The following is a 23,917-nucleotide window of genomic DNA, read 5'->3' on the forward strand; positions in this document are numbered from 1 at the left end:
CGCGGTGAGAGGAGAAGGATCGATGCCCCCCGATGTCCTGCTGAGCGACGGCCGTCCGCGGAACTGGACGGCGCGGATCCGGTGCGGCGACGGCGACCACACGCTGGAGCTGACCCATCGGGAGGTGGTCGCCGAGCGGCTGCTGCGCGCGTCCCGCAAGCACTCCTTCGACCCGGACGTGGACGTCGACTGGGACGCCCCGCAGGACCCGGACGTGTTCTACTTCCCGCCCCAGCTCACGTCGATCTACGAGACGCCGCTGTGGGACGGGCTGACCCACCGGCAGCGGGTGGAGCTGACCAAGCGGGAGATGTGCAGCATCGCCTCGTTCGGCATCTGGTCGGAGATGCTGCTGATGCAGTCGCTGGTGATGCACGCCTACCGGCACCGCTACGACAGCGACCACGTGGCGTACGCGCTGACGGAGATCGCCGACGAGTGCCGCCACTCGAAGATGTTCGGCCGGATGGTGCGCGCCTGCGGGCTGCGCACGCACCGGCCGCGGGCGCTGGAGTTCCACTTCGCCAAGCTGTTCGGCGCCGTGTACGACCCGATGCCGATGTTCGCCGGGACGCTGATCGTGGAGGAGTTCACCGACGCGTTCCAGCGGCTGACGTTCCCGGACGAGGACGTCCAGCCGATGATCCGCCAGGTCACCAGGATCCACGTGGTCGAGGAGGCCCGGCACATCAGGTACGCGCGGGAGGAGCTGAAGCGGCTGGTCGCGGAGATCCCCCCGGTGCGGCGGCGGATGGTGGCCTACGGGATGGCGCAGGCCACGCGGCTGATGGCCGCGCAGCTCGTCCACCCGTCCTGCTACACGGCGGTGGGGCTGGATCCGGAGCTGGCACGGCGCGTGGCGGCGCGCAGCCCGCACCGGCGCGCGACGATGGCGTGGTCGTTCCGTAAATGCACCGCGTTCCTGGACGAGGTCGGTTTCCTGGACGGCCGGGCGCGCGACGTATGGGTCCGGGCGGGGCTGCTGGAGCTGTGACCGATACATCGGTCCGCCATTCGTACCATTGTCGAACCGATGATTAGAAAATGGTTCGGCAATGGTGCGAAATGGACCTGGGGCGAGCGGGAGAAGGGCCGCGGAGCAGGGACCACTCCGCGGCCCAAGGGCAAGTAAGGGCTGCTAGCCCCGGATGTCACGCACCCAGGACACTCCGAGCGATGGCATCGTCACGACGTGGACCCCCTCCTCCCCAGGCCTCGCCGCGCACCGATCACCCGGTCCGCGCAGGCTCCGGGCCGGACGACGTCATTCTCGCGGCCGACGGCATCCGGCGTCGCCGCATTCGCGCCTTCGCCCCCGAACGGGCCGCCTGCACGACCGGGTGACGGCCCCACGGGTGCACGCCGCCCCGAAAGTCCGCGCCTGCGCTTAGGGCGCCGTGCAGAGTCACTCGGCCGGCACGGCTAACGCCGAGGAAACGCCACCCTCGTTAGAACTTGTGGCTCGACAGCCGGGTATTCGGAACTGGAAAAGGAGACTGCATGATTCTGCGTCGAGCGACACTCACTGGCGCAGCCTCGTTGGCGTGCGCGGCGCTGGTCTTGAGCGCGGCTCCGCCCACCACTGCCTCGACGACCGCCGCCCCCGTCGAGGTCGGGGACGTGCAGAAGGCGATGGAGAACCTGGTGCAGACGGGCCACGTGGTCGGCGCCATCGGCGAGGTGTACGTGGACGGCAAACAAGTCGGGAAGGGATCGGCCGGGTCGCGCCTGCTCAACGGCAAGGGCGGCGCCGTCCCGTCGACCGCCCGCTACCGGATCGGCTCGCAGACCAAGACCATGACCGCCGCCGTGGCGCTTCAACTGGTCAAGGAGGGCAAGCTCGGCCTGGACGACAAACTCAGCGAGGTCCTGCCGGAGGTGGCGGAAAAGGACCTGGTGGAACGGGCCGACGAGATCACGGTACGCAACCTGATCCAGCTGACCTCGGGCATCCCCGACTACCTCGGCCCCGAAGCCCTGGACCCCGATCGCAACTACAGCCCGACCGACCTGCTGGCGCTCTCGCGCAAGAACGCCCGGCCCGTGGAGGTCGGCGCCTTCAACTACTCCAACACCAACTACATCCTGCTCGGCATGATCATCGAGAAGCTGTCCGGAAGGTCGCTGGCGGCCGAACTCAACCGGAGGCTCTTCGCCCCGCTCGGCATGCGCCACACCTACCTGCCCACGAAGGCGACCGAGGGCATCAAGGGCCCGCACGGGCACGGCTACGCCCCGGACGGTACGGGCACGATGCGCGATGCCGACAAGCTCAACGCCACCACCATGCTCGGCGCCGGCGGCGGGATCTCCACCGCGCGCGAGATGAGCGTCTTCCAACGCGCCTTCCGCCAGGGCAGGCTGCTGCCGGCGTCCCTGGCCAAGGTGATCACCGATCCGCCCGCCGGCCAGGCGCCGCAGCCGGGGGGCGGCCCGTGCTCCGGCGACCCTGAGTTCGCCGCCGGGGGCGGAGGCAGCGCCCCCGGCTTCACCGCCGCGACCCTCACCTCATCCGACGGCCGCGTGCAGTTCGCCGTGTCCCTGACCCTGGCCATGGACGACGCCGAGCGCGGCACCGTGCCGGCGCGCATCACCAACGCCCTGAAATCGCTGTTCTGCCCCGTGAAGTGATCAGTCCAGCCGCACAGGGCGAGCGTGATCATGATCGCCCTGTGCGGCTGGAGGGTTGAGAACCCATGCGCGGCGCATGACACATCCCCCGCCCGCCGGCAGCCCTTCCACGGCTGCGGCTTCGTGGACGCCATCGTAACGGCCGGCACGTCTCGGCCACTCCGGCGGCTCCACGGGTCCCGGGGCACTCTCCTGACCCTTTTCGTCCCCTCGAAGGAGTTATCGTCTTGAAGCGCATGTCCGCTGCCGTCGCGACCGCGGCAGCCCTGCTGCTGGCCACCGCCTCGCCCCCGACGGGCGCCGCCGCCACCGCGATCGGCGACGTCCAGCGGGCCATGGAGACCCTGGCCAAGACGCCCGGCGTGGTGGGCGCCATCGGCGGCGCGTACGTGAACGGCAAGCCCGCCGGCCGCGGCACCGCCGGGTCGCGGCTGCTCGACGGCAAGGGCGGCGCGATCCCAGCGAACTCCCGGTTCCGCATCGGCTCGCAATCCAAGACGATGGTGGCCACCGTGCTCCTCCAGCTCGTCGAGGAGGGCGGCATCGGCCTGGATGACAAGCTCGCCGACCTGCTGCCCGAGGTGGCCGCCGACGGGCTGGTGGAACGAGCAGACGAGATCACCGTCCAGCAGCTCGTCCAGCACACCTCCGGCATCCCCGACTGGTTCCACCAGAGCGGCTCGACCGCCCCGGCGTTCGACGTCTTCGACTTCACCACCTACTACCCGCCCATCGAGATCGTGAAGATGACGCGGGGCCGGCCGCGCACCGGCGCGCCGGGCGAGACGTACGCCTACTCCAACACCAACTACACCCTCATCGGCATGATCATCGAGAAGGTGACCGGGCACACCCTGGCCCGCGAGCTCGACCGGCGTCTCTTCCGCCCGCTCGGCATGACCGGGACCTACCAGGCCACCAGGCCTCCCCAGGGCATCAAGGGCCCGCACGGACACGGCTACTACCCCGACTCCACCGGGGCCCCGCGCGACGTGCACCGCTTCAATGCCAGCTGGGGCAACGGTGCCGGCGGCGTCGTCTCGACCACGCAGGACCTCAGCACCTTCCGGCGGGCCCTCAACCAGGGCAGGCTTCTGCCGCCACCGCTGCAGGCGGTCCTCACCGGTGGCAGTGCGCAGCAGGGCGGGGGCCTGTGCGGAGGAAGTCTCAAAGGCCAGATGCTCGGCGGTTCGGCGCCCGGCCTCACCACACTGACCTTCGCCTCGACCGACGGCCGGCAGCAGTTCGCCATCTCCGTCACGCGGAGCACCGCCGGCGACGACGCCATCGTCCCCGCGATGATCAAAAGCGTCGAAGCCGTCCTCTGTCCGACGGCCTGAGCCCTGCTCGGCGCTGGACCCGGTTCCGGGGCGGGGCTCGGCGCGACGCGTGGCGGCGCGCGGCCCGCACCGCCGCGCGACGATGGCGCGGTCGCCCCGAAAACGCACCGCGTTCTTGGACGAGGCGGTTTCCCGGACGGCCGGGCACGCGATATATGGATCCGGGGCGAGGCCTCCGAAGCGGTGGCCGGTACACCGGGACGCCATTTGTCTCGACGTCGAACCGATTATTAGAAAATGGTTCGCCAATGGCGTGGAACTGGACTCGGCGCGAGCACGCGAAAGGGCCGCGGAGCAGGGACCACTCCGCGGCCCCAAGGCGAGCGCGGGCCGCTCAACCTGGGCGCCTCACACCCAGGACACTCCCAGCGACGGCATGGTCACGACGTCGACCCCCTCCTCCCCAGGCATCGCCGCGCGCCGATCATCCTGCCTGGCGCGGGAGCTCGATCGGCGCACTCCCTCCCCTTTACCGGTTCACCATAGAAGGTGTCGGCGAAAATGACGCCGTGATCGGCCGATTCAGGTCAGGAATGACTTAGCGCGGCGAGGACTTCGCGGGCGACGCCGGTGGCGGTGTCGAGACAGGCGCGCTCCCGGGCGTCCGCGGGCCCCCTGCGCGGCGTCTGCTCGCTGTAGCTGACCGTGAAGACCGCGTTGCGGATCCGGGCCGTGACCTGCCCGACCACGGTCGGCTGCCCCTCGTCGGTCTTGAACCAGCGGAACGCCTCGTCCCCGATGCCGCCCCGGCGCTCCAGGGTCGCGGTCCGCACGAGCGGCGCGTCGTGCGCCTGCGCCCACTGCGCGTCGTAGTAGCCCTCGGCGTCCTGGACGGGCGTCGCGGTGTCGCCCGGCGCGTACAGGTGCGCCTCCACCCGCAGCCAGCGGAACCCCGAGCCGGTCGAGGAGTACGTGCACGTGGTGAGCGTCGAGTTCGCGCTCTGCCTCCGCGTCGCCTTCGGGACGGCCCGCTCGACGGTGCCCGCCGCGACCGTCCCGCACGGCGCCGGGAGCGCGTTGATCACCTTCTGCCGCGGGCCCGGTGACCCGGACGGGCGGCCCGGCCTCTGCGACGGGCCGTCCTGCGGCGTCCGCCGCGGGGCGGCCTCCTGCTCGCTCCCCCCGGACATGACGAGGACGACCACGACCGTCGCCGCGGCGAGCGCCACGGCCGCCGCGAGCACCGCGATCAGCCTGCGCGGGCGGCGGCCCGGGGCCGGCGGCTCCGGGCCGGAGTACGGCCGGTGGAACGGCTCGACCGGACGCTGAAGGCCCACTCCGCGCTCCTCACTCCCGTCCCGTCGACCGTTCCCGCCATCTGCCAACGTAACCAGGGCCGCGGCACCTGACCAGGGACCCTGACGGTGCCGTTCGTCAGACCCGGTGGTCACAATGAAGGGATGCTGCTAGCGGACATCGCACGGACCTCGAAGGCGGTCGCGGGCACCTCGGGCCGCAAGGCCAAGGTGTCCGCGCTCGCGGAGTGCCTGCGCGCGGCCGACCCGGGCGAGGCCGCGACCGTCGTCGCCTACCTGTCCGGCGAGCTGCCACAGCGCCAGATCGGGGTGGGGTACGCCGCGCTGCGCGACCTCCCGCCGCCCGCCGCGCAGCCGTCCCTGACCGTGCCCGGGGTGCACGAGGCGTTCGGCGAGATCGGCGCCGTGTCCGGGCCCGGCTCGGTCGCCCGGCGGCGCGAGCTGCTCGCGGCCCTGTTCGGCCGCGCCACCGCCCCCGAGCAGGGCTTCCTCGTCAGGCTGCTGGCGGGCGAGCTGCGTCAGGGCGCGCTGGACGGGGTGATGGCCGAGGCGATCGCGGCGGCGGCCGGGGTGCCCTCCGCCGAGGTCCGGCGCGCGTTCATGCTGCGCGGCTCGCTCGGCCCGGTCGCGACGACCGCCCTCGCGGAGGGGGTGGACGGGCTGCGCGCGTTCACGCTGGAGGTGGGGCGGCCGGTCAAGCCGATGCTGGCCTCCGCCGCGCCGTCGGTCGACGAGGCGTTCGCCAAGCTCAGGGGCGAGGCGGCCGTCGAGTGGAAGCTCGACGGCATCCGCGCGCAGGTGCACGTGTCCGGCGGCGGGGTCCGGGTGTTCACCCGGACGCTGGACGAGATCACCTCCCGGCTGCCCGAGGTGGTGGAGGCGGTGCGGGGGCTGCCCGTCCGCGAGGCCGTGTTCGACGGCGAGCTGATCGCCCTGCGGCCGGACGGCACTCCCCACCCGTTCCAGGTCACCTCCGCCCGCACCGCGACGCGCACGGCGAAGGACACCGAGCCGGTGCCGCTGGCCGTCTTCCTGTTCGACGTGCTGTACCTCGTGGAGGCCGGCGACGCCCCTCCGCAGGGCGCGCACGGCGAGGACCTGCTCGACGCGCCCGGGGCGGAGCGGTACGAGGCGCTCGCGCGGGTCGTCCCCGAAGAACTGCGGATGCCCCGGGTGGTCACCGGCGACCCCGCGAAGGCCAAGGAGGTCTTCGACGAGGCGGTCGCGCGCGGCCACGAGGGCGTCGTCGTCAAGGCGCTCGACACCCCGTACACCGCCGGGCGGCGCGGCGCCGGCTGGATCAAGGTCAAGCCCCGGCACACCCTCGACCTCGTCGTCCTCGCCGTCGAGTGGGGGCACGGCCGCCGGCAGGGCCTGCTGTCCAACCTGCACCTCGGCGCCCGCGACCCCGAGACCGGCGGCTTCGTCATGCTCGGCAAGACCTTCAAGGGGCTCACCGACGAGCTGCTCGCCTGGCAGACCGAGAAGCTGCGCGAGCTGGCCGTGCGCGAGGACTCCTGGACGGTGCACGTCCGGCCCGAACTGGTCGTCGAGATCGCGTTCGACGGCGTCCAGCACAGCCCCCGCTACCCCGGCGGCATCGCGCTGCGGTTCGCCCGCGTCCTGCGGTACCGGCCCGACAAGTCCGCCGCCGAGGCCGACACGATCGACACCGTCCGGGCCGTCGCGCCCGTCATGGACTGAGCCCCGTCACGGGCTGAGCTCGGGGGCCTCGGCCGGCGGCTGGTCCCCGGCCTGCGGCTCCTCCCCGCGGCCGCGTGCCCGCCGGGTGGACGCGGCGCGCGTCCGGATCCGCGAGCCGGTCCGCCCCCGCACGCGCGACAGGCTGCGGCGGCGCGCCCGTGCCGCGGCCTCCCGCTGGGCGCGTGCCGCGGCGTTGCGTTCGGCGCGCGCGACGGCCTCCCGCTCGGCCCGGACGGCCGCGCGGCGCGCCGCCCGGCGCTCGGCGCGGCGCGCCCGGCCGCGTTCGGCCCGGCGCTCGGCCCAGCGCTCGGCGCGGGCGGCGGCACGGGCCAGCTTGCGGCGGCGGATCCGCTCGGCGGCCTCGGCGCGGCGCTGCAGCAGCTCGGGCGGGATGAGGTCGTGCCGGCCCGCGATGAACTCCTGCACCCAGATCTTGGCGCGGATCAGCGGCCGCCGGAGCCGCGTCTCGCGCCGGACGGCCCGCTGGTACCGGCGCGAGGCGGGGTCGTAGCGCCAGCGCGACCAGGGCGAGCCGGGCCGCGCCACCCGGATCGCGCCGACGATCAGCAGCGCGGGCATGAACAGCCCGATCAGGCCCGTCCAGATCTTGCCCTTCAGCAGCGTGATCACGGCGAGGACGAGGTTGACGGCGAGGGAGGCGACGTAGACGCGGGTGATCAGCCCGGTGCCCGGGTCGGGCGCGATGCCCTCGTAGCCGAGGGGGCGGATGCCGAGCAGCAGCAGCCCGGTCACCGCCATGGCGACGAACACGGCGTCGAGGGACGCGCGGCCCTTCTCCGTCCAGTAGACGTCGCTGAGGTGCAGGATCAGCGCGAACTCGTCCAGGACGAGGGCCGAGCCCATCCCGAACACCACCGCCGCCGCCAGGTCGAGGCCGACGTAGGCGTCCGGGACGGCGAGGCTCGCCACCCCGCCCATCAGCATCAGCACCACGCCGAACACGACGTGGTGGATGTGCACGTCCCCCGCCTTCACGTTCCGGAACCACCAGCGGACGTCCGCGCGGATCAGCCGCACGTTCACCCGCGTCAGCACGAACGTGATCATGAACGCGACGAAGAAGCCGAACAGCGGCAGCCGCCCGGTCGCCATGATGCGTTCGTCGAACATCTCGATCATCTGCCCCCCGCCCACTCAATGATGCACCGTGACATGCGCGGATATCGTGGGACCCTGCCGACGATCAAGGAGAGAACCGTCATGAGCCGCATCGTGGACCGCTGCGATCCCGGGTACCGGGCATGGATCGCCGAGGCGATCCGGCTCGTGGACGCCGACGCCAACCGCAGCGCCGACACGCACCTGCACGTGTTCCCGCTGCCACCGGAGTGGGGCATCGACCTCTACCTGAAGGACGAGTCCGTCCACCCCACGGGTTCCCTGAAGCACCGGCTCGCGCGGTCGCTGTTCCTGTACGGGCTGGCCAACGGCTGGATCCGCCGGGACACGACGATCATCGAGGCGTCCAGCGGGTCGACGGCGGTGTCGGAGGCGTACTTCGCGCGGCTGCTGGGCCTGCCCTTCATCGCGGTCATGCCGGCCTCCACCAGCCCGGAGAAGATCCAGCTCATCGAGTTCCACGGCGGCCGCTGCCACCTGGTGGCCGACCCGTCGGCGATCTACGAGGAATCGCGGCGGCTCGCGGCCGAGTGCGGCGGCCACTTCATGGACCAGTTCACCTTCGCCGAGCGGGCGACGGACTGGCGCGGCAACAACAACATCGCCGAGTCGATCTTCGAGCAGATGCGGCTGGAGCGGTTCCCCGAGCCGTCCTGGATCGTGGTCGGCGCGGGCACCGGCGGGACGTCCGCGACGATCGGCCGGTACGCCCGCTACCGGATGTTCCAGACGCGGCTCGCGGTGGTCGACCCGGAGGGGTCGGCGTTCCACGGCTCGTTCGCCGACGGCGACCCCGGGCGCACCGCGGCGGGCTCGCGGATCGAGGGCATCGGCCGCCCCCGCGTCGAGCCGTCGTTCCTGCCCACGGTGATCGACCGGATGATCCGGGTGCCGGACGCGGCGTCCATCGCGGCGATGCGCTGGACGAGCGAGGTCAGCGGCCGCAGCGTCGGCGGCTCGACCGGCACGAACATGTGGGGCGCGGCCGAACTGATCGCGCAGATGCGGGCCCGCGGCGAGCGCGGCAGCGTCGTCACGCTCCTGTGCGACGGCGGCGAGCGCTACGCGGGCACCTACGGGTCGGACGCGTGGCTGGCCGGGCAGGGCCTCGACATCGCCCCCTACCTGGCCGCGCTGGACGGCTTCCTGAAGACCGGCACGATGCCGGACGTCACCCGGTGACGCGGATCGGGTTGAACAGGTCGGCGTAGATCAGCAGGCCGCCCATGACGATCAGGACGACCGCCATCACGTACGTGACCGGCAGCGCCTTGGCGACGTCCACGTAACCCGGGTCGGGCCTGCGGAAGATCCGGGCGAACGCCTTCTTGATCGCTTCCAGCAGCGCGCCGGCGATGTGCCCGCCGTCCAGCGGGAGCAGCGGGATGAGGTTGAACAGCCCGACCGCGAGGTTCAGCGAGCCGAGCAGCATCACGAAGAAGGAGACCTTCTGCGTGCCGGTGAAGTCGTCGGACGCGGCGACCTCGCCGCCGATCCGGCTGACGCCGACGACGCCGATCGGCCCGTTCGGGTCGCGCTCGTGGCCGCCGAAGGCCGCGTTCCACACGCCGACCATCTTCTGCGGCATCCGCACCAGCGCGCCGACGGTGCGCGCGGTCAGGTCGCCCATCGTGCTCGCGACCACGCCCGGCCCCTGTCGCTCGATCGCGCTGGACGGCGTGATGCCGAGGAACCCGACGTTGACGACCTTGTCCTCGTCCTTGAGGTCGTACATCTGGTTGCGGGTGATGGGGACGTTCAACCGCACGTCCCTGCCGTCGCGCCGGACGGTCATCGGCACGGTCTTGCCGCCGTCCCTGCGGATCATGCGCTGCAGCTGCCCGTAGTCGTCGACCTTCCGGCCGTCGAACGCCACGATCCGGTCGCCGGCCCGCAGCCCGACCTGCCGCGCGGGCGTCGGCGCCGCGTTCGCCGGGCACGCGGCGACCTTGGCGCTCGCCGGCACCATGCACTCGGCGACCTCCTTGATCACCGGCTGCGGCTGGTTGGTCCCGATGCCCATCAGCAGGATCGCGAAGAACATCACCGAGAGCAGCAGGTTCATCGCGGGCCCGCCGAACATGATGAGCAGCTTCTGCCACCACTTCTTGGCGTAGAACACGCGGTCGCCGTCGCCGGGGCCGACCTCCTCCAGCGAGGCTCCGCGCGCGGACTCGATCAGCCCCTGCCACGGTCCGGTGCTGATCCGCCGCACCTGCCCGGGCGCGTCGCCCTTGCGCGGCGGCAGCATGCCGATCATGCGGATGTAGCCGCCGAGCGGGATCCACTTGACGCCGTACTCGGTCTCGCCCTTGTGCCTCGACCACATGGTGGGCCCGAATCCGACCATGAACTGCGTGGTCCGCACCTTGAACAGCTTGGCGAACGAGAAGTGCCCGAGTTCGTGCAGCGCGATGGAGACCAGCAGGCCGAAGAAGAGGATCAGCGCTCCAGCCAGGTAGTAGACCATGCGGCGTGCCCTCCGGGTCCGTCCACCCCACGCACCCGGGGGTGATCTCCGACAACCAATTCAGAGTACGTTACGGCCCGCGATCCGGTTGAGGCGAACGAGGAAGCGGCACGCGCCGCACACCGCTTTGATGCGCGGCGCCGACCCGACCGCGCGTCATGGGCGACCCCACCCGCCCCACGGAGCGGCCCTGGCCGGCTGCGGCGGCTCCGACGGCGAGGCAGACAGATCCTGGTCCAGCAGCTCCCTGAGACGTTCGCCCCCGGCCCGGGACAGGCCGAGCTCACCGGCCGGGCTCGCGAGCTGGTGGCCGCGCTGTTGCTGCCAGACCAGGATGCGCGGTCGGCACTGGCTCTTAACCTGGACGACATCCCGCTCCCGCGATCGCGGTGAAGAGCGAGATGCCGGAGCACATTGTCAGTGGATCACGTCGAAGATCTGCTTTTGCAGGCCGTTGGCGTAGACGTCGTGCTCTACCAGCTTCAGTTTCTGGGCGTCCTTGTCCGTGGTACTGAACAGTCGCTTGCCGGCGCCGAGCAGCAGCGGGAAGACGAGCAGGTGGTAGCGGTCGATCAGGCCGGCGTCCGAGAAGCCGTGGTTCAAGGAGGCGCTGCCGTGGACGATGATCGGGCCTCCCTCGGTCTGCTTGAGAGCGGTGACCTGGTCGAGTGAGCGCAGGATCGTGGTCTCGCCCCAGTTCGGGACCAGGTCTTCTTTGGTGAGGGTGGTGGATAGGACGTACTTCGGCAACGTGTTGTAATGCGCGAATTCCTGCATGTTCGGCCAAACCGGGCTGAACACCTCATAGCTGATCCGGCCCATCAGGATCGCGGTAGCTTCCATCTGCTCCCGCCCCTTGATCTCGTAGGCCTCGGGGAGGAACTCGACGTCCTTGAAGGTCCATCCGGAGTTCCGGTAGCCCGGTTCGTCGCCCGGGGCCTCGACGACCCCGTCGAGCGACATGAAGGCAGTGCTGATCAGGGTACGCATTGAAGACTCCTTGGTCATTCGTGTGTGTATTCAGGCTGTTCGGTACGCGCTTAGGCCGCGTTGGAGCGGAGCGCGGTCGTTCCGCGGCGCCGGGGGCGGTCCAGTCCCCGGTGGCCCGACGGCGCCGGCGGCGTACGGGCGTACCTGGGGGGCTCTCAGGCGAGGAGCCCGATCAGCCACTGCCGCCAGGCCGCCTCGGCCCCGTCCGTGTCCGGCCGAAAGAGGTGATGGAACATCAGCACCGCGCCGGCGATGTGGAGGAAGGTGTAGATCCCGTCCGCGGTGCGGACCTTGATGCGCTCGTCGTCCGACCAGACCACTTCGCCGTCAAGTGGCGGCAGCTCCGCGGGTTCGGCGTGCGCCCGCGCGCCCACGGCGACCGGGGTCGGCAGTGACAGCCCGCGGGTGAGCGCCTCGTGAACCTCCTGCGCCGAGCGTCCGGCCGACGGCGCGACGGCGAAGACGGGGACACCGGCGCGTCCCGGGAAGTGCGTCAGGTACTCGCGGAGTGTGTGGAGGTGGAAGGGCCAGCCGCGGCGCAGCCCGTCGTACTCGTCCTGCCAGTCGTCGCCGAGCACGCCGCTGTGAACGACGCGGAGCACAGTGCTGCCGCCGTCCCGTCCCTCGATCAGATACTCGAAGGCCATGAACCGGCCGTCCTCGGCGGTGGCCGTGCGGGTGGCGAAGCGCTTGCCGGGTTCGTAGGCGATGATCATCGCTTCCTCCCGGCGGCCTCCGGTCTCCATCGCGGCGACTCCGCCCTCGCGCGGCTCGACCTCGTTGCGGCCCATGAACCAGGAGTCGATCCCCGGTCCGGTGGCGATCGCCTCCCAGACCTGTTCCGGGCTTGCCGGCAGGGTCGTCTCCAGCTCGATCTCGAAGGGGTGGGTCATCGTCGGTTCTCCTCTCCTGCTTCGGGTTCGCCCGCGTGCGCCCCCGCGTCCACCTGCTGCGGGCCGGGCGCGGTCCTCCGGGCGCCGGGCTGCGCGGGGACCTGGTGGAGCCCGACGACCACCCGGTGGTTCCGGCCCTGCGGGGCGAACTCGTCGTGGTAGCGGCCGACCAGGACGGCCACGGCCTGGGCCAGTTCATCGGCGAAGGCCGACCGGTCAGCCGCGGTGGCGAACCGCACCTCCGCGTCGATGCCGAAGGTGGCGACCTGCCGCCGGGCCCGAGAGGCGCCGGTCAGCAGGGTCCCGACCTCCTGCACCAGCCGGGCCCCCAGCGCCAGCAGCCAGTGGGCGGACATCTGGTCCGGAGACCGGGAGGGATCCGGGCTGACGGCGGCCAGGACGCTGGGAGAGATCACATAGGAGGCGGCGGTAGCGCGGTACACCCGTTCGGTGACGCTGCCCTTGCGCCGCTCCTCGGCGAGTTCGACCAGCCCATGGCGCTCCAGTTCCTTCAGGTGGTAGTTGACCTTCTGCCGGGGGAGCCCCAGCCGGGCGGCCAGCATGGCGGCCGAGCCGGGCTCGGCCAGGGCGGCGAGGATCCGTGACCTGATCGGGTCCAGGGACGCCTCGGCCGCAGCGGGTTCTTCGATCACAGCGACTTCCAGCACCGCTCCAGGATCCAACCGACAAAATAATTTGTCAAGGAAATTCTAGTTGTCGGTGCCGCCGAGCGCCCATGGTGTGCAGCGTCATCGTGGTTCGGGCCGACCAAGGTCACAGCGGCGCCGGCTCGGCGATGCCCGAGGAAGCCATCGATTCCGTACTGATCGTCTGCGGTCGCGGTGCTAACCCGGCCGCGCGTCATTGTCACGAGAGCCCGTATCCCCAAGGAGGGCCGAACGCGCATCATGGGCGACCCCACCCCGTCCCACGGAGGTTCCCCCTTGAAGCGCGGTCATGTAGCGGTACTGGCGCTGACGCTGGCCCTGGCCGGCTGCGGCGGCTCCGACGACGGCAAGGCGACGAGCGCGTCGTCACCCCCCGCCCCGACCCCCGCGGCCACGGCCCCGTCCACCCCCAAGCCCGGCCCAGGCAGCGAGACCACGCCCCTCCCCCCGGCCCAGTCCAAGGCGGTCAAGGCCTTCAACGACTGCATGCACGAGCAAGGCGTCCAGATGCCGACCCCCAACCCCACCAGAACCCCCGCCCCCGACGAGCTGCAAAAGATCAGGACCGCCCTACAAACCTGCGTAAAGTCCATGTCCGCCTCCCCCGGCACGTCCCCACGCTGACGCCCGCCGGAACCGGCCGAAGCGCACCCGAGCATCCCCAAGGACGCTCAGATCTGTCGCCCCCGTTGCCGCAGCACACAGCCAAGCCGCCGCGGGCACCCGCCAGGCCAAGCACAAGCCAGAGCGCGAGGGGCGCCGCGCCAAGGGGGACCGAAATGGCCGCGGGCGGCAGCAACCGTCCAACGAAGCAACCTCAGCCGTCTGACGAAGCAACCTCAGCCGCCACCTGAGCCCCGCGACCACCTGGACCCCCGCGATCGCGTCCGAAGGCAGATCCGAGCGAAGCAAGGATCTGATCGCGAAGCGAGCCGCAAGGCGAGCCGGAGCGATGCAGCGATCGCACGCGTTTCCCCAGGGTCGGGGCCCCCAGGGCCCCGACCCTGGGGAAACGCAATGAACACTGCTAGCCTTCTGCGACAGCCGATGATCCCGTGCGGGAGAGTCCCTCGCAGCCGGCGGGGGACGCCGAAGGAGCAAATCCTCCCCGGAACCTCTCAGGCCCACGGACCGCACGGGCCAGGCGACCTCTGGAAAGCGGGGACTCCGGTCCCCCGCCGAAGGTGAAAGCCCGCCGTGCCGCGGCGGGTGAAGCTCTCAGGCGCCGATGACAGAGGGGGAGGCACCGATACGCCCGGTGCGCGAGTGGGACGATGGACCATGCGCGCCCGTGACGAAGGAGCCGAGCCCATGTCCGCCGATCCGACCGCGAAGAAGACGCCGCTGCACGACGTCCATGAGGACCTCGGCGCGAACCTCGTCGACTTCGCCGGCCATCTGATGCCGCTGCGCTACGCGAGCGAGACCGCCGAGCACCAGGCCGTCCGCACGGGTGCGGGGCTGTTCGACCTGTCGCACATGGGGGAGATCTTCCTCTCGGGGCCGGGCGCGGGGGCCGCGCTCGACTTCGCGCTGGTCGGCAACCTGTCGCCGATGCCGGTCGGCAAGGCCCGCTACACGATGATCTGCGGGCACGACGGCGGCGTCCTGGACGACCTGATCGTCTACCGGCTCGCGGACGAGACGTGGATGGTGGTGGCGAACGCCGCGAACGCCGCCGTCGTCCGGGAGGCGCTGGTCGAGCGTGCCGCGGGGTTCGAGGCCGCGGTGGACGACCGGTCCGGCTCCTACGCGCTGATCGCCCTGCAGGGGCCGCGTTCCCAGGGGATTCTCGAAGGGTTCACGGATGCGCCGCTGGAGGGCCTGAAGTACTACGCGATCCTCGCGGGGCGGGTCGCGGGCGTGGACGCGCTGGTCGCCCGCACCGGGTACACGGGCGAGGACGGGTTCGAGCTGTTCGTGGACGCGTCCGACGCGGTCCGGCTGTGGAAGGCGCTCGCCGCGGTGGAGGGGGTCGTCCCGGCTGGGCTGTCGGCGCGCGACACGCTGCGCCTGGAGGCGGGGATGCCGCTGTACGGAAACGAGCTGACGGCCGAGACGACGCCGTTCGAGGCGGGCCTCGGCCGTGTGGTGAAGCTGGACAAGCCTGGCGATTTCGTGGGGAAGTCCGCTCTGGCGGCGCAGGCGCAGACCCCGCCGGGCCGTAGGCTCGTGGGACTGGTCGCGCGGGGGCGTCGCGCGCCCCGCAAGGGGTACCAGGTCGTCACGTCCGGCGGCGCGCCGTGCGGCATCGTGACGAGCGGCGCCCCGTCGCCCACACTGGGCACGCCGATCGCCATGGCGTACCTCGACAGCGGCGTCGAGGAGACGGGCCTGGCCGTGGACGTCCGCGGCCGGCACGAGCCGGTGGACGTGGTGGCCCTACCGTTCTACAAGCGTTCCTGAACAAGTTGTCCGGCGGTGTGGGGGCGCGCGCCCCCCACAGGGGAAAGAGAGAAGTGATCGTGAGCGTTCCGGAGGAGCTCCGCTACAGCGAGGAGCACGAGTGGGTGTCGGGCCTCGGTGGCGAGGACGGCATCGTCACGGTCGGCATCACCGCGCACGCCGCCGACGCCCTCGGTGAGATCGTCTACATCGAGCTGACGCCGTCGGAGGGCGACGCCGTCGAGGCGGGCGAACCGTGCGGCGAGGTGGAGTCGACCAAGTCGGTCAGCGAGCTCTACTCCCCCGTCAGCGGCGAGATCACCGCGATCAACAGCGCGGTGGTGGACGAGCCGAAGGTCATCAACGACGACCCGTACGGCGAGGGCTGGATCTTCAAGGTGCGGATCTCGGTGGAGCCGGGCGACCTGCTCGACTCCACCGCCTACGGCAAGCTGGTCGAGGAATCATGAGCTTGGACGACTCTCTCGCGACGGCCGATCCGGAGGTCGCCGAGGCCGTCGCGGCGGAGCTGCGGCGCCAGCAGGGCACCCTGGAGATGATCGCGTCGGAGAACTTCGCGCCCGTCTCGGTGCTGGAGGCGCAGGGGTCGGTCCTGACGAACAAGTACGCCGAGGGGTATCCGGGGCGCCGGTACTACGGCGGCTGCGAGTTCGTCGACGTCACCGAGCAGCTCGCGATCGACCGGGCCAAGGCGCTGTTCGGCGCCGAGCACGCGAACGTCCAGCCGCACAGCGGGGCGCAGGCCAACACGGCCGTCTACTTCGCGCTGCTCCAGCACGGCGACACGATCCTCGGCCTCGACCTCGCGCACGGCGGGCACCTCACGCACGGGATGCGGCTCAACTATTCCGGCAAGGTGCTGAACGTGGTGCCCTACCACGTCCGCGCCGAGGACGGCCTGGTCGACATGGACGAGGTGGCCTCGCTCGCGGCCGAGCACCGGCCGAAGATGATCGTGGCGGGCTGGTCGGCGTACCCGCGGCAGCTCGACTTCGCCGCGTTCCGCCGGATCGCCGACTCGGTCGGGGCGCTGCTCATGGTCGACATGGCGCACTTCGCGGGCCTGGTCGCGGCGGGGCTGCACCCCTCGCCCGTCCCGCACGCCGACATCGTGACGACCACGACGCACAAGACGCTCGGCGGACCGCGCGGCGGGCTGATCCTCGCCCGCGAGGAGTTCGGCAAGAAGATCAACTCAGCGGTGTTCCCCGGCATGCAGGGCGGGCCGCTGGAGCACGTGATCGCCGCCAAGGCCGTCGCCCTGAAGATCGCCGCGTCGGAGGAGTTCCGGGCCCGGCAGGCGGCGACGGTGCAGGGCGCGAAGCTGCTGGCCGAGCGCCTGCTCGCCGAGGACTCCGCCAAGGCCGGCGTCAAGGTCCTGACGGGCGGGACGGACGTCCACCTCGTGCTGGTCGACCTGGTGGACTCCGAGCTCACCGGGCGGGACGCCGAGGACCGCCTGCACGACATCGGCATCACGGTCAACCGCAACGCGGTGCCGAACGACCCGCGCCCACCGATGGTCACCTCCGGCCTGCGGATCGGCACCCCGGCCCTGGCGACGCGCGGCTTCACCGCCGAGGACTTCGCCGAGGTCGCGGACGTGATCGCGCTGGCGCTACAGCCGTCCTTCGACCGGGACGGGCTCGCGGCCCGGGTCGAGGCGCTGGCCGACCGGCACCCCCTGTACCCGAACCTGTGACGTTCCGGCGCCCCCTCCCCTAGCGGGGAGGGGGCGCGGCTACAACGAGGTAGCGATGGCCATCAGCGTTTTCGACCTGTTCAAGATCGGTATCGGACCGTCGTCCTCCCACACGGGGGGCCCGATGGCCGCGGCGCACCGGTTCGCCAGGGGCCTGCAGCGCGACGGGCTGCTGGAGAAGACGGGGTCCGTCGCCGTCACCCTCTACGGGTCGCTCGGCCTCACCGGCAAGGGCCACGGCTCAGACAAGGCCGTCATCCTCGGCCTCGAAGGCGACAAACCCGAGCTCGTCGACGTCGACCGGGTGGACGAGCGGCTCGCCGCCATCCGTGAGCGCGGGGCCCTGCGCCTGTTCGGCGACCACGACGTCCCGTTCGTGGTCAACGAGCACCTGGTCTTCGAGCGCAAGGAGTCGCTGCCCGGCCACCCCAACGGGATGCGCTTCACGGCCCTGGACGCCTCGGGCGAGGAGCTGCGCGCCAAGGTGTACTACTCGGTCGGCGGCGGCTTCATCCTGGACGAGAACGCCACCGGCGCCGACCGCATCAAGCCTGACGACACCGTCCTGCCGCACCCCTTCGACACGGCCGCCGAGCTGCTCGAACGCTGCCGGGAGACGGGCCTTTCGATCTCCGCGCTGATGCTGGAGAACGAGAGGGCGTTCGGCCGCGACGCCGCCGAGATCCACGACGGCCTGCTCGAACTCTGGCAGGTCATGCGGGCCTGCGTCGTCCGGGGCTGCACGCGCGAGGGCCTGCTGCCGGGCGGGCTCAAGGTGCGCCGCCGCGCTCCCCAGCTGCACCGCCAGCTCTCCGTCGAGAAGGCGTCCGACCCGCTCCACGCGATGGACTGGATCACCCTGTTCGCCCTCGCCGTCAACGAGGAGAACGCCGCGGGCGGGCGGATCGTCACCGCCCCCACCAACGGCGCCGCGGGCATCATCCCGGCCGTCCTGCACTACTACGACCGGTTCATCCCCGGCCGGGACGACGAGGGCGTCGTGCGGTTCCTGCTGACCGCCGGGGCGATCGGCGTGCTGTTCAAGCAGAACGCCTCGATCTCCGGCGCCGAGGTCGGCTGCCAGGGCGAGGTCGGCTCGGCCTGCTCGATGGCCGCCGCCGGGCTCACCGAGGTCCTCGGCGGCACCCCCGAGCAGGTGGAGAACGCCGCCGAGATCGGCATCGAGCACAACCTCGGGCTGACCTGCGATCCCGTCGGCGGCCTGGTCCAGGTCCCCTGCATCGAACGCAACGCCGTCGGCGCCGTCAAGGCCATCAGCGCCGCCCGGATCTCCCTGCGCGGCGACGGCCGCCACTTCGTCTCCCTCGACAAGGCCATCAAGACCATGCGCGACACCGGCCGCGACATGCTCGACAAGTACAAGGAGACCTCGCGCGGCGGCCTCGCCGTCAACGTCATCGAATGCTGAGCGCCCGCGCTATCGGAGCGGGACGTCGAGTCCGTGCTCGCTCGCGGGGCGCGGGCCGTGGATGCGCCGGTCGGCCTCGCCGATCGCGACGTCGTTGATGCTCGCCTCCCGCCGCCGCATGAGGCCGCGCTCGTCGAACTCCCACAGTTCGTTGCCGTAGCTGCGCCACCACTGCCCGCCGGCGTCGTGCCACTCGTACTGGAAGCGGACGGCCATGCGGTTCTCGCGGAATCCCCACAGGCTCTTGCGCAGCGCGTAGTCGAGTTCCCGCTCCCACTTGTCCGTCAGGAAGGCGATGATCTCCTCCCGGCCGGTGACGAACCGGTCCCGGTTGCGCCAGACCGAGTCGGGCGTGTAGGCCTGCGCCACCAGGTGCGGGTCGCGGGTGTTCCACGCGTCCTCGGCCGCTTGGACCTTCTGCCCGGCGGTCTCCAGGGTGAACGGCGGGTAGGGCGGACGATCGTCGGGCACAGCGGCCTCCTCAAGTTGAGAACGAGCGTTCTCTGTCTGTTCCGCTACGATAGGGAACGCCCGTTCTCAACGTCAAGCCAGGAGCGTCGATGCCGGCCGCGATCACCGAGGAGCAGCAGGACCGGGACCGCCAGGGGCTGCTGGACGTCGCGGAGCGCCTCTTCTACCGGCAGGGCGTCCAGGCGGTGGGCATGGACGAGCTGCGAACCGTGTCCGGCCTGCCGCTCAAGCGCATCTACCGGCTCTTCCCGACGAAGGAGGCCCTCGTCGTCGCGATGCTGGACCGCCGCGACCGCCGCTGGCGGGCGAGCCTGGCCGCCCACCTGGACGCCGAGCCCGACCCCCGGCGGCGCGTCCTCGCCCTGTTCGACTGGCTCGGCGCGTGGTTCGCCGAGCCGGGCTTCCGCGGCTGCGCCTGGGTCAACGCCCACGGGGAGCTCGGCTCGTCCTCCCGGCCGATCGCGGACGCGGCCCGAGCCCACAAGCAGGCCTTCCGCGACCAGGTCGTCGCCCTGGTCTCGCCCGTCGACGCGTCCGCCGCCGAAACCGTCTACCTGCTCGCCGAGGGCGCCATCGTGGTCGCCGGGATCCACGGCGACCCCACCGCCGCCGCCCAAGCCCGGACGGGCGCCCGGCTCCTCCTGGACAGGACCGGCCAGGGTTGACCCTGCCGTTGGCGGCAGGGTTCCAGGCTGGGGGCATGAAGACGAACTCGCAGGACAGGGTCGTCCTGGTCACCGGCGCGGGAACCGGGATCGGACGCGCCACGGCGCGCATGTTCGCGGCGGACGGAGCCCGGGTGGTGGCCGTCGGGCGCCGCGCGGACCCCCTGGCCGAGACCGCGCACGGGCACCCCGGCATCGAGCCCCTCGCCGCCGACGTCACCGGCGACGGCGCGGCCGCCGAGATCGTGCGCAGGGTGACCGACGCGCACGGGCGGCTGGACGTGCTGGTCAACAACGCGGCGATCGTCCGGAGCGGGACCCTGGAGACCCTCACCCCGGAGATGATCGCGCCGCAGCTCGCCACGAACCTGGTGGCGCCCGTCCTGCTGACCCGGGCGGCGCTGCCCGCGCTGGAGGGCGGCGGGGTGGTCGTCAACGTCAGCACGTCCGTCGGGCAGCGGGGCTGGGCGGGCAACGCGTTCTACGCCGCCACGAAGTCGGCGCTGGAGACGCTGACGCGCGGCTGGGCGGTGGAGCTCGCGCCCCGCGGCATCCGGGTGGCCGCCGTGGCGCCCGGCGCGATCGCCACCCCGATCGGCGAGCACCAGGGCCTCTCCGCCGAGCGCCTGGCGGCGCTCCGGCAGTGGCAGATCGAGCACACCCCGCTCGGCCGTGTCGGCCGCCCCGAGGAGGTCGCCTGGGCGATCACGCGGCTGGCCTCGCCCGCCGCCTCGTTCGTCACCGGCGTCGTCCTCGCGGTGGACGGGGGCGCGGTGATCGCCTGAGCGCGGGCGGGCGCGGCACCTGGTAGGACTGGGGCCGGAGGTGGTGGCGGTGCGGATCGGCGAGCTGGCGCGGATCACCGGGACGACGCCGCGCGCGCTGCGGCACTACGAGGAGGCGGGTCTGATCACGTCCCGCCGGGCGGAGAACGGGTACCGGATCTACGACCAGAGCGCGGCCGTGCGGGTCCGCAACATCCGGGAGCTGCTCGCCGTCGGCCTCACCCTCGACGACGTGCGCGCCTTCTCGGTCTGCCTGGACGGCGACGTCGCGGCCTCGCCCCCGTCCGCCAGGGGCCTCCAGATCGCACAGGACCGCCTCGCGATCCTCGACGCCCGCATCAGCGCCCAGGCCGAAGCCCGCGACCGCCTCGCGACCGCCCTGGCCCGGGCGGGCGAGCGACGCCCCGCACCGGCCCGCTGACGCGCGACTTCCGGGGGCCCGCCCGGGTCCGGCTGGTTCCGCACACACCGGGAACCGTGTGATGATCGCGACATGCCGATCGACGCGCATCTGCTCGCGGTGTTCTTCGTGACCTCGATCATCGCCATGGTGATCCCCGGTCCCGACATGCTGTTCGTCCTCGGGTGCGGCATGCGGGGCGGCCCGCGGGCGGGGCTCCTCGCCACGGCCGGAGTCGCGACGAGCGAGGCCCTGCACATCGCCGTGGCCGCGGCGGGGCTGGCCGCGCTCTTCGCGGCGGTACCGGTCGCGTTCACGGTGGTGCGGGTCGCCGGGGCCGCCTATCTGATCTATCTGGGCGTCCAGACCCTGCGGCACCGCAGGGACGTGGACGCGGCACCGGACGGCGTCTCGGGACGGCGGGCGTATCTCAACGGGCTGCTGACCAACCTGCTGAACCCGAAGATGGTCACCTTCACCGTCGCGTTCCTGCCCCAGTTCATCGATCCCGGGCTCGGGCATGTGTGGGCGCAGTTCGCGATCCTCGGCGCCATCCTGATCGCGCTGGAGTTCCTCGTGGACGGCACCGTCGGCGTCCTCGCCGGACGCATCGGAGACTGGCTGCGCCGCCGCCACACCGCCCGCCGCAGGCTCAACGCCACGGTGGGGACCCTCTTCATCGGCCTGGGCGTCCGCCTGGCCGCGGAGCGGTGACGCCGCGAACCACACCCGCCCGGCCAGGCACCGCCCGGGGAGGGGTGGTCAGGGGCGGGCGCCCCGGCCTGTGGGGGAGTGCGCGCCCTGGCGGGCCTCGTTGCCGCAGTGACGGCAGACGACCAGGGGGCTGACCGTCTCGCCGCAGGAGTGGTGCCACCGGACGGGCGGGTCGTCCGGGTGCAGGTGCCGGTCGCCCCAGGCCATCAGCACGAGCAGGACGTCGCACAGCTCTGTGCCGGCGGGCGTGAGGCGGTACTCGTGGCGCACCGGATGGTCGCTGTAGCGCTCCCGGCGGATGATGCCGCCCGCCTCCAGCTTGCGGAGGCGGGCGGTGAGGATGTCGCGGGACGCGCCGGTGTTGTGGACGATCTGGTCGAAGCGCCGCACCCCGTAGCTCAGCTCCCGGATCGCCAGCAGGCTCCAGCGCTCGCCGACCAGGTCCAGGGTGTCGGCGATCGAGCACTCGCGCGGATCGGCGTCCTTCGGCATACCGGGAAGCCTAGCCGCCGGACCTGGCCGGACCGCCCGTCAGAGCCGCTCCACGACGGTGGCGTTGGCCAGCCCGCCCGCCTCGCACATGGTCTGGAGGCCGAACCGGCCGCCGCGGTCCTCCAGGGCGTGCAGCAGGGTCGTCATGAGGCGGGCGCCGCTCGCGCCGAGCGGGTGGCCGATGGCGATCGCGCCGCCGCGCACGTTGACGCGCGCGAGGTCGGCACCGGTCTCGCGCGCCCACGCGAGGACGACCGGTGAGAACGCCTCGTTCACCTCGAACAGGTCGATGTCGTCCAGGGTGAGGCCGCCGCGCTCCAGCACCTTCGCGGTGGCGGGGATGATCGCGGTGAGCATCAGCAGGGGGTCGTGGCCCGTCACGGCGAAGGCGTGGAAGCGGGCGCGCGGGCGCAGGCCGAGCCGCGCGGCGACGTCGGCGCCCATGACCAGGACGGCCGCGGCGCCGTCGTTGACCGGGGAGGCGTTGCCCGCGGTGATCTTCCAGCCGATCTCGGGGAACCGCTCGGCCATGCGCTCGTCGTGGTAGGCGGGCCTCAGGCCGGCGAGGATCTCCGGCGACGTCCCCGGGCGGACGGTCTCGTCCCGCTGCCCGGTCCAGGCGACCTCCCGGTCGAACTCGCCGTTCTTCCACGCCTCGGCGGCGCGGCGGTGGGACTCGTAGGCGTAGGCGTCGAGCTCCTCCCGGGACAGGTCCCAGCGGGCGGCGATCAGCTCGGCGCTGATTCCCTGGCCGACGAGCCCGCCGGGGTAGCGGTCGGGGAGCAGCGTCCCGAACGGGTCGCTGCCCGGCAGGACGCTCGACCCCATCGGCACCCGCGACATCGACTCGACCCCGCAGGCGATGGCGATGTCGTAGGCGCCGCTCTGCACGCCCTGCGCCGCGATGTGCAGGGCCTGCTGGGACGAGCCGCACTGCCGGTCGACCGTCATGGCGGGGACGCTCTCGGGGAACCCGGCGGCGAGGACGGCCGTGCGGGTGATGTTGAGCGCCTGGTCGCCCGCCTGGGTGACCACGCCGCCGATCACGTCGTCCACGGCCGCCGGGTCGATGCCCGCCCGCTCGACCAGGGACGCCAGCGTCCGCGCCAGCAGGTCGGCCGGGTGGTCGCCGTGCAGGGCCCCGTTCGCCCTGCCCTTGCCCAGCGGCGTGCGCACCGCCTCCACGATCACCGCGTCCCGCATGAACCCCACCTCCGTTGTGTTTTCCAACTCACTCGGGCAGTATCCGCTCGGCCGATTGGAGAGCACAATCCACATCGCGAGTGAGTTGGATTACACAACTAAGTGCGCAAAAACCCCGGGGGCCGCAGCTATCGCCGCAACCCCCGGGTCTTCGGGCCGCTCAGCGGGAGGGGCCCGTGCCGTGGTCCGTCTCTACCCTCCATGCGTCGAAGAGCCCCTCGGGCGGGCCGCCCGAATGTCGTCGGTCGGACAAGCGTGCCTCCTCGATCTCCTCGACGTCGCGTTCACTTTGGACGTTAGTCCCACGAGCCGACATAGACCCAAAATGGGAGTCCAAACCGCCGTCAAGCATCGGGGACCGCCGTCCCGGCGGACCGTCTAGCCCTTGTACATCTCCCGCATCTTGCGCGCGGCGTCGCCCGGTTTGCGCTTCGGCCCCTTGCCCGTGGCCTCCTCGCCGCGGCGCGGCCGCTTCTCGCGCTCCGGTTCGGACTCCGCCTTGCCCGTGGGCTTCCCGGGCTTGCCAGGCTTGTCGTTCACGACAACTCCCCCGATGTC

At 71.8% G+C, this 23,917-nt stretch carries 24 protein-coding genes and 2 riboswitches; of the genes, 14 read left to right on the plus strand and 10 right to left on the minus strand.

Going from position 1 to position 23,917, the window contains the following annotated elements; all coding sequences use genetic code 11:
* The first annotated feature begins 22 nt into the window (after positions 1–22).
* From BJ999_RS34700 to BJ999_RS34710, 3 genes are all read left to right on the plus strand, one after another.
* A complete protein-coding gene (locus BJ999_RS34700) occupies positions 23–994 on the plus strand; it encodes an AurF N-oxygenase family protein (RefSeq protein ID WP_179837174.1) in 972 nt (323 codons plus the stop codon).
* Positions 995–1,500: 506 nt separating this feature from the next.
* Complete coding sequence (locus tag BJ999_RS34705; protein WP_179837175.1) at positions 1,501–2,631, plus strand: serine hydrolase domain-containing protein; 1,131 nt, start codon at positions 1,501–1,503, stop codon at positions 2,629–2,631.
* Positions 2,632–2,867: 236 nt separating this feature from the next.
* The gene (locus BJ999_RS34710) at positions 2,868–3,971 is read left to right on the plus strand and encodes a serine hydrolase domain-containing protein (protein ID WP_179837176.1); all 1,104 of its coding nucleotides are present in this window, start codon (positions 2,868–2,870) and stop codon (positions 3,969–3,971) included.
* A 527-nt stretch (positions 3,972–4,498) separates the two neighbouring features.
* Here BJ999_RS34710 and BJ999_RS34715 read toward each other — a convergent pair.
* A complete protein-coding gene (locus BJ999_RS34715) occupies positions 4,499–5,248 on the minus strand; it encodes a hypothetical protein (RefSeq protein WP_179837177.1) in 750 nt (249 codons plus the stop codon).
* A 123-nt stretch (positions 5,249–5,371) separates the two neighbouring features.
* Here BJ999_RS34715 and BJ999_RS34720 point away from each other — a divergent pair, with 123 nt between their 5' ends.
* The gene (locus BJ999_RS34720; protein WP_179837178.1) at positions 5,372–6,931 is read left to right on the plus strand and encodes an ATP-dependent DNA ligase; all 1,560 of its coding nucleotides are present in this window, start codon (positions 5,372–5,374) and stop codon (positions 6,929–6,931) included.
* Positions 6,932–6,937: 6 nt separating this feature from the next.
* Here the strand turns inward: BJ999_RS34720 and BJ999_RS34725 are convergent, their stop codons facing one another.
* Positions 6,938–8,071 carry a hypothetical protein gene (locus BJ999_RS34725; RefSeq protein ID WP_229809968.1) on the minus strand — a complete coding sequence of 378 codons (1,134 nt, stop codon included), beginning with the start codon at positions 8,069–8,071 and terminating at the stop codon, positions 6,938–6,940.
* An 81-nt stretch (positions 8,072–8,152) separates the two neighbouring features.
* Between BJ999_RS34725 and cds1 the strand changes: the two genes are divergently transcribed.
* On the plus strand, positions 8,153–9,253 hold the full coding sequence (gene cds1, locus BJ999_RS34730; RefSeq protein ID WP_179837179.1) for an L-cysteine desulfhydrase Cds1: 1,101 nt from the start codon (positions 8,153–8,155) through the stop codon (positions 9,251–9,253).
* On the opposite strand, the gene BJ999_RS34735 is transcribed toward cds1, so the two are convergent.
* The 4 genes from BJ999_RS34735 to BJ999_RS34750 form a co-directional block, all read right to left on the minus strand.
* Positions 9,243–10,541, minus strand: a complete 1,299-nt coding sequence (locus BJ999_RS34735; RefSeq protein WP_179837180.1) for a M50 family metallopeptidase — start codon at positions 10,539–10,541, stop codon at positions 9,243–9,245. The two genes, cds1 and BJ999_RS34735, sit on opposite strands and share 11 nt — an antisense overlap.
* A 417-nt stretch (positions 10,542–10,958) precedes the next feature.
* Positions 10,959–11,531, minus strand: coding sequence for a dihydrofolate reductase family protein (locus tag BJ999_RS34740; RefSeq protein WP_179837181.1), 573 nt, complete (start codon positions 11,529–11,531; stop codon positions 10,959–10,961).
* Between the two features lie 155 nt (positions 11,532–11,686).
* Positions 11,687–12,424 (minus strand): SRPBCC family protein, encoded by a 738-nt coding sequence (locus BJ999_RS34745; RefSeq protein WP_179837182.1) that lies wholly within the window; start codon positions 12,422–12,424, stop codon positions 11,687–11,689.
* Positions 12,421–13,092, minus strand: coding sequence for an ArsR/SmtB family transcription factor (locus tag BJ999_RS34750; protein WP_179837183.1), 672 nt, complete (start codon positions 13,090–13,092; stop codon positions 12,421–12,423). The genes BJ999_RS34745 and BJ999_RS34750 overlap by 4 nt, the downstream gene beginning before the upstream one ends.
* Before the next feature lie 276 nt (positions 13,093–13,368).
* Here BJ999_RS34750 and BJ999_RS34755 point away from each other — a divergent pair, with 276 nt between their 5' ends.
* From BJ999_RS34755 to BJ999_RS34775, 5 genes are all read left to right on the plus strand, one after another.
* A complete protein-coding gene (locus BJ999_RS34755) occupies positions 13,369–13,716 on the plus strand; it encodes a hypothetical protein (protein WP_179837184.1) in 348 nt (115 codons plus the stop codon).
* A gap of 424 nt (positions 13,717–14,140) precedes the next feature.
* A riboswitch (glycine riboswitch) is annotated at positions 14,141–14,236 on the plus strand.
* Between the two features lie 4 nt (positions 14,237–14,240).
* Positions 14,241–14,330, plus strand: a riboswitch (glycine riboswitch).
* A gap of 73 nt (positions 14,331–14,403) precedes the next feature.
* Positions 14,404–15,498, plus strand: a complete 1,095-nt coding sequence (gcvT, locus tag BJ999_RS34760; RefSeq protein ID WP_179837185.1) for a glycine cleavage system aminomethyltransferase GcvT — start codon at positions 14,404–14,406, stop codon at positions 15,496–15,498.
* Between the two features lie 59 nt (positions 15,499–15,557).
* Positions 15,558–15,947 (plus strand): glycine cleavage system protein GcvH, encoded by a 390-nt coding sequence (gcvH, locus tag BJ999_RS34765; protein ID WP_179837186.1) that lies wholly within the window; start codon positions 15,558–15,560, stop codon positions 15,945–15,947.
* A complete protein-coding gene (locus BJ999_RS34770) occupies positions 15,944–17,200 on the plus strand; it encodes a serine hydroxymethyltransferase (protein ID WP_179837187.1) in 1,257 nt (418 codons plus the stop codon). Before gcvH ends, BJ999_RS34770 begins: the two co-directional genes overlap by 4 nt.
* 55 nt (positions 17,201–17,255) lie before the next feature.
* Positions 17,256–18,629, plus strand: a complete 1,374-nt coding sequence (locus BJ999_RS34775) for an L-serine ammonia-lyase (RefSeq protein ID WP_179837188.1) — start codon at positions 17,256–17,258, stop codon at positions 18,627–18,629.
* Positions 18,630–18,638: 9 nt separating this feature from the next.
* On the opposite strand, the gene BJ999_RS34780 is transcribed toward BJ999_RS34775, so the two are convergent.
* Positions 18,639–19,100, minus strand: a complete 462-nt coding sequence (locus BJ999_RS34780) for a nuclear transport factor 2 family protein (RefSeq protein WP_179837189.1) — start codon at positions 19,098–19,100, stop codon at positions 18,639–18,641.
* Positions 19,101–19,189: 89 nt separating this feature from the next.
* On the opposite strand from BJ999_RS34780, the gene BJ999_RS34785 reads away from it, so the two are divergent.
* The 4 genes from BJ999_RS34785 to BJ999_RS34800 all read left to right on the plus strand — a co-directional run bounded on the left by BJ999_RS34785 (position 19,190) and on the right by BJ999_RS34800 (position 21,664).
* Entirely contained in the window at positions 19,190–19,765 is a 576-nt protein-coding gene (locus tag BJ999_RS34785; RefSeq protein ID WP_179837190.1) for a TetR/AcrR family transcriptional regulator, read from the plus strand.
* 35 nt (positions 19,766–19,800) lie between these two features.
* Positions 19,801–20,550 carry an SDR family NAD(P)-dependent oxidoreductase gene (locus BJ999_RS34790; RefSeq protein ID WP_179837191.1) on the plus strand — a complete coding sequence of 250 codons (750 nt, stop codon included), beginning with the start codon at positions 19,801–19,803 and terminating at the stop codon, positions 20,548–20,550.
* Between the two features lie 49 nt (positions 20,551–20,599).
* Positions 20,600–20,971: a MerR family transcriptional regulator gene (locus BJ999_RS34795; RefSeq protein WP_179837192.1), complete on the plus strand. Its 372-nt coding sequence runs from the start codon at positions 20,600–20,602 to the stop codon at positions 20,969–20,971.
* Between the two features lie 72 nt (positions 20,972–21,043).
* Positions 21,044–21,664, plus strand: coding sequence for a LysE family translocator (locus BJ999_RS34800; protein WP_179837193.1), 621 nt, complete (start codon positions 21,044–21,046; stop codon positions 21,662–21,664).
* Positions 21,665–21,712: 48 nt separating this feature from the next.
* On the opposite strand, the gene BJ999_RS34805 is transcribed toward BJ999_RS34800, so the two are convergent.
* From BJ999_RS34805 to BJ999_RS34815, 3 genes are all read right to left on the minus strand, one after another.
* Complete coding sequence (locus BJ999_RS34805; protein WP_179837194.1) at positions 21,713–22,156, minus strand: winged helix-turn-helix transcriptional regulator; 444 nt, start codon at positions 22,154–22,156, stop codon at positions 21,713–21,715.
* 39 nt (positions 22,157–22,195) lie between these two features.
* A complete protein-coding gene (locus BJ999_RS34810; RefSeq protein WP_179837195.1) occupies positions 22,196–23,359 on the minus strand; it encodes a thiolase family protein in 1,164 nt (387 codons plus the stop codon).
* A gap of 378 nt (positions 23,360–23,737) precedes the next feature.
* The gene (locus BJ999_RS34815) at positions 23,738–23,899 is read right to left on the minus strand and encodes a hypothetical protein (RefSeq protein ID WP_179278653.1); all 162 of its coding nucleotides are present in this window, start codon (positions 23,897–23,899) and stop codon (positions 23,738–23,740) included.
* Between the last annotated feature and the right edge of the window lie 18 nt (positions 23,900–23,917).

It is taken from the genome of Actinomadura citrea (assembly GCF_013409045.1).
Taxonomy (GTDB): Bacteria; Actinomycetota; Actinomycetes; order Streptosporangiales; family Streptosporangiaceae; genus Spirillospora; species Spirillospora citrea.

Coding starts and splice junctions, on each gene's coding strand:
- BJ999_RS34785 (WP_179837190.1), top strand. CDS start 19,190: ATGCCGGCCGCGATCACCGAGGAGCAGCAGGACCGGGACCGCCAGGGG.
- BJ999_RS34775 (WP_179837188.1), top strand. CDS start 17,256: ATGGCCATCAGCGTTTTCGACCTGTTCAAGATCGGTATCGGACCGTCG.
- BJ999_RS34790 (WP_179837191.1), top strand. CDS start 19,801: ATGAAGACGAACTCGCAGGACAGGGTCGTCCTGGTCACCGGCGCGGGA.
- BJ999_RS34735 (WP_179837180.1), bottom strand. CDS start 10,541: ATGGTCTACTACCTGGCTGGAGCGCTGATCCTCTTCTTCGGCCTGCTG.
- BJ999_RS34800 (WP_179837193.1), top strand. CDS start 21,044: ATGCCGATCGACGCGCATCTGCTCGCGGTGTTCTTCGTGACCTCGATC.
- gcvT (WP_179837185.1), top strand. CDS start 14,404: ATGTCCGCCGATCCGACCGCGAAGAAGACGCCGCTGCACGACGTCCAT.
- BJ999_RS34805 (WP_179837194.1), bottom strand. CDS start 22,156: ATGCCGAAGGACGCCGATCCGCGCGAGTGCTCGATCGCCGACACCCTG.
- BJ999_RS34705 (WP_179837175.1), top strand. CDS start 1,501: ATGATTCTGCGTCGAGCGACACTCACTGGCGCAGCCTCGTTGGCGTGC.
- BJ999_RS34745 (WP_179837182.1), bottom strand. CDS start 12,424: ATGACCCACCCCTTCGAGATCGAGCTGGAGACGACCCTGCCGGCAAGC.
- BJ999_RS34810 (WP_179837195.1), bottom strand. CDS start 23,359: ATGCGGGACGCGGTGATCGTGGAGGCGGTGCGCACGCCGCTGGGCAAG.
- BJ999_RS34710 (WP_179837176.1), top strand. CDS start 2,868: ATGTCCGCTGCCGTCGCGACCGCGGCAGCCCTGCTGCTGGCCACCGCC.
- cds1 (WP_179837179.1), top strand. CDS start 8,153: ATGAGCCGCATCGTGGACCGCTGCGATCCCGGGTACCGGGCATGGATC.
- BJ999_RS34700 (WP_179837174.1), top strand. CDS start 23: ATGCCCCCCGATGTCCTGCTGAGCGACGGCCGTCCGCGGAACTGGACG.
- BJ999_RS34725 (WP_229809968.1), bottom strand. CDS start 8,071: ATGATCGAGATGTTCGACGAACGCATCATGGCGACCGGGCGGCTGCCG.
- BJ999_RS34720 (WP_179837178.1), top strand. CDS start 5,372: ATGCTGCTAGCGGACATCGCACGGACCTCGAAGGCGGTCGCGGGCACC.
- BJ999_RS34770 (WP_179837187.1), top strand. CDS start 15,944: ATGAGCTTGGACGACTCTCTCGCGACGGCCGATCCGGAGGTCGCCGAG.
- BJ999_RS34740 (WP_179837181.1), bottom strand. CDS start 11,531: ATGCGTACCCTGATCAGCACTGCCTTCATGTCGCTCGACGGGGTCGTC.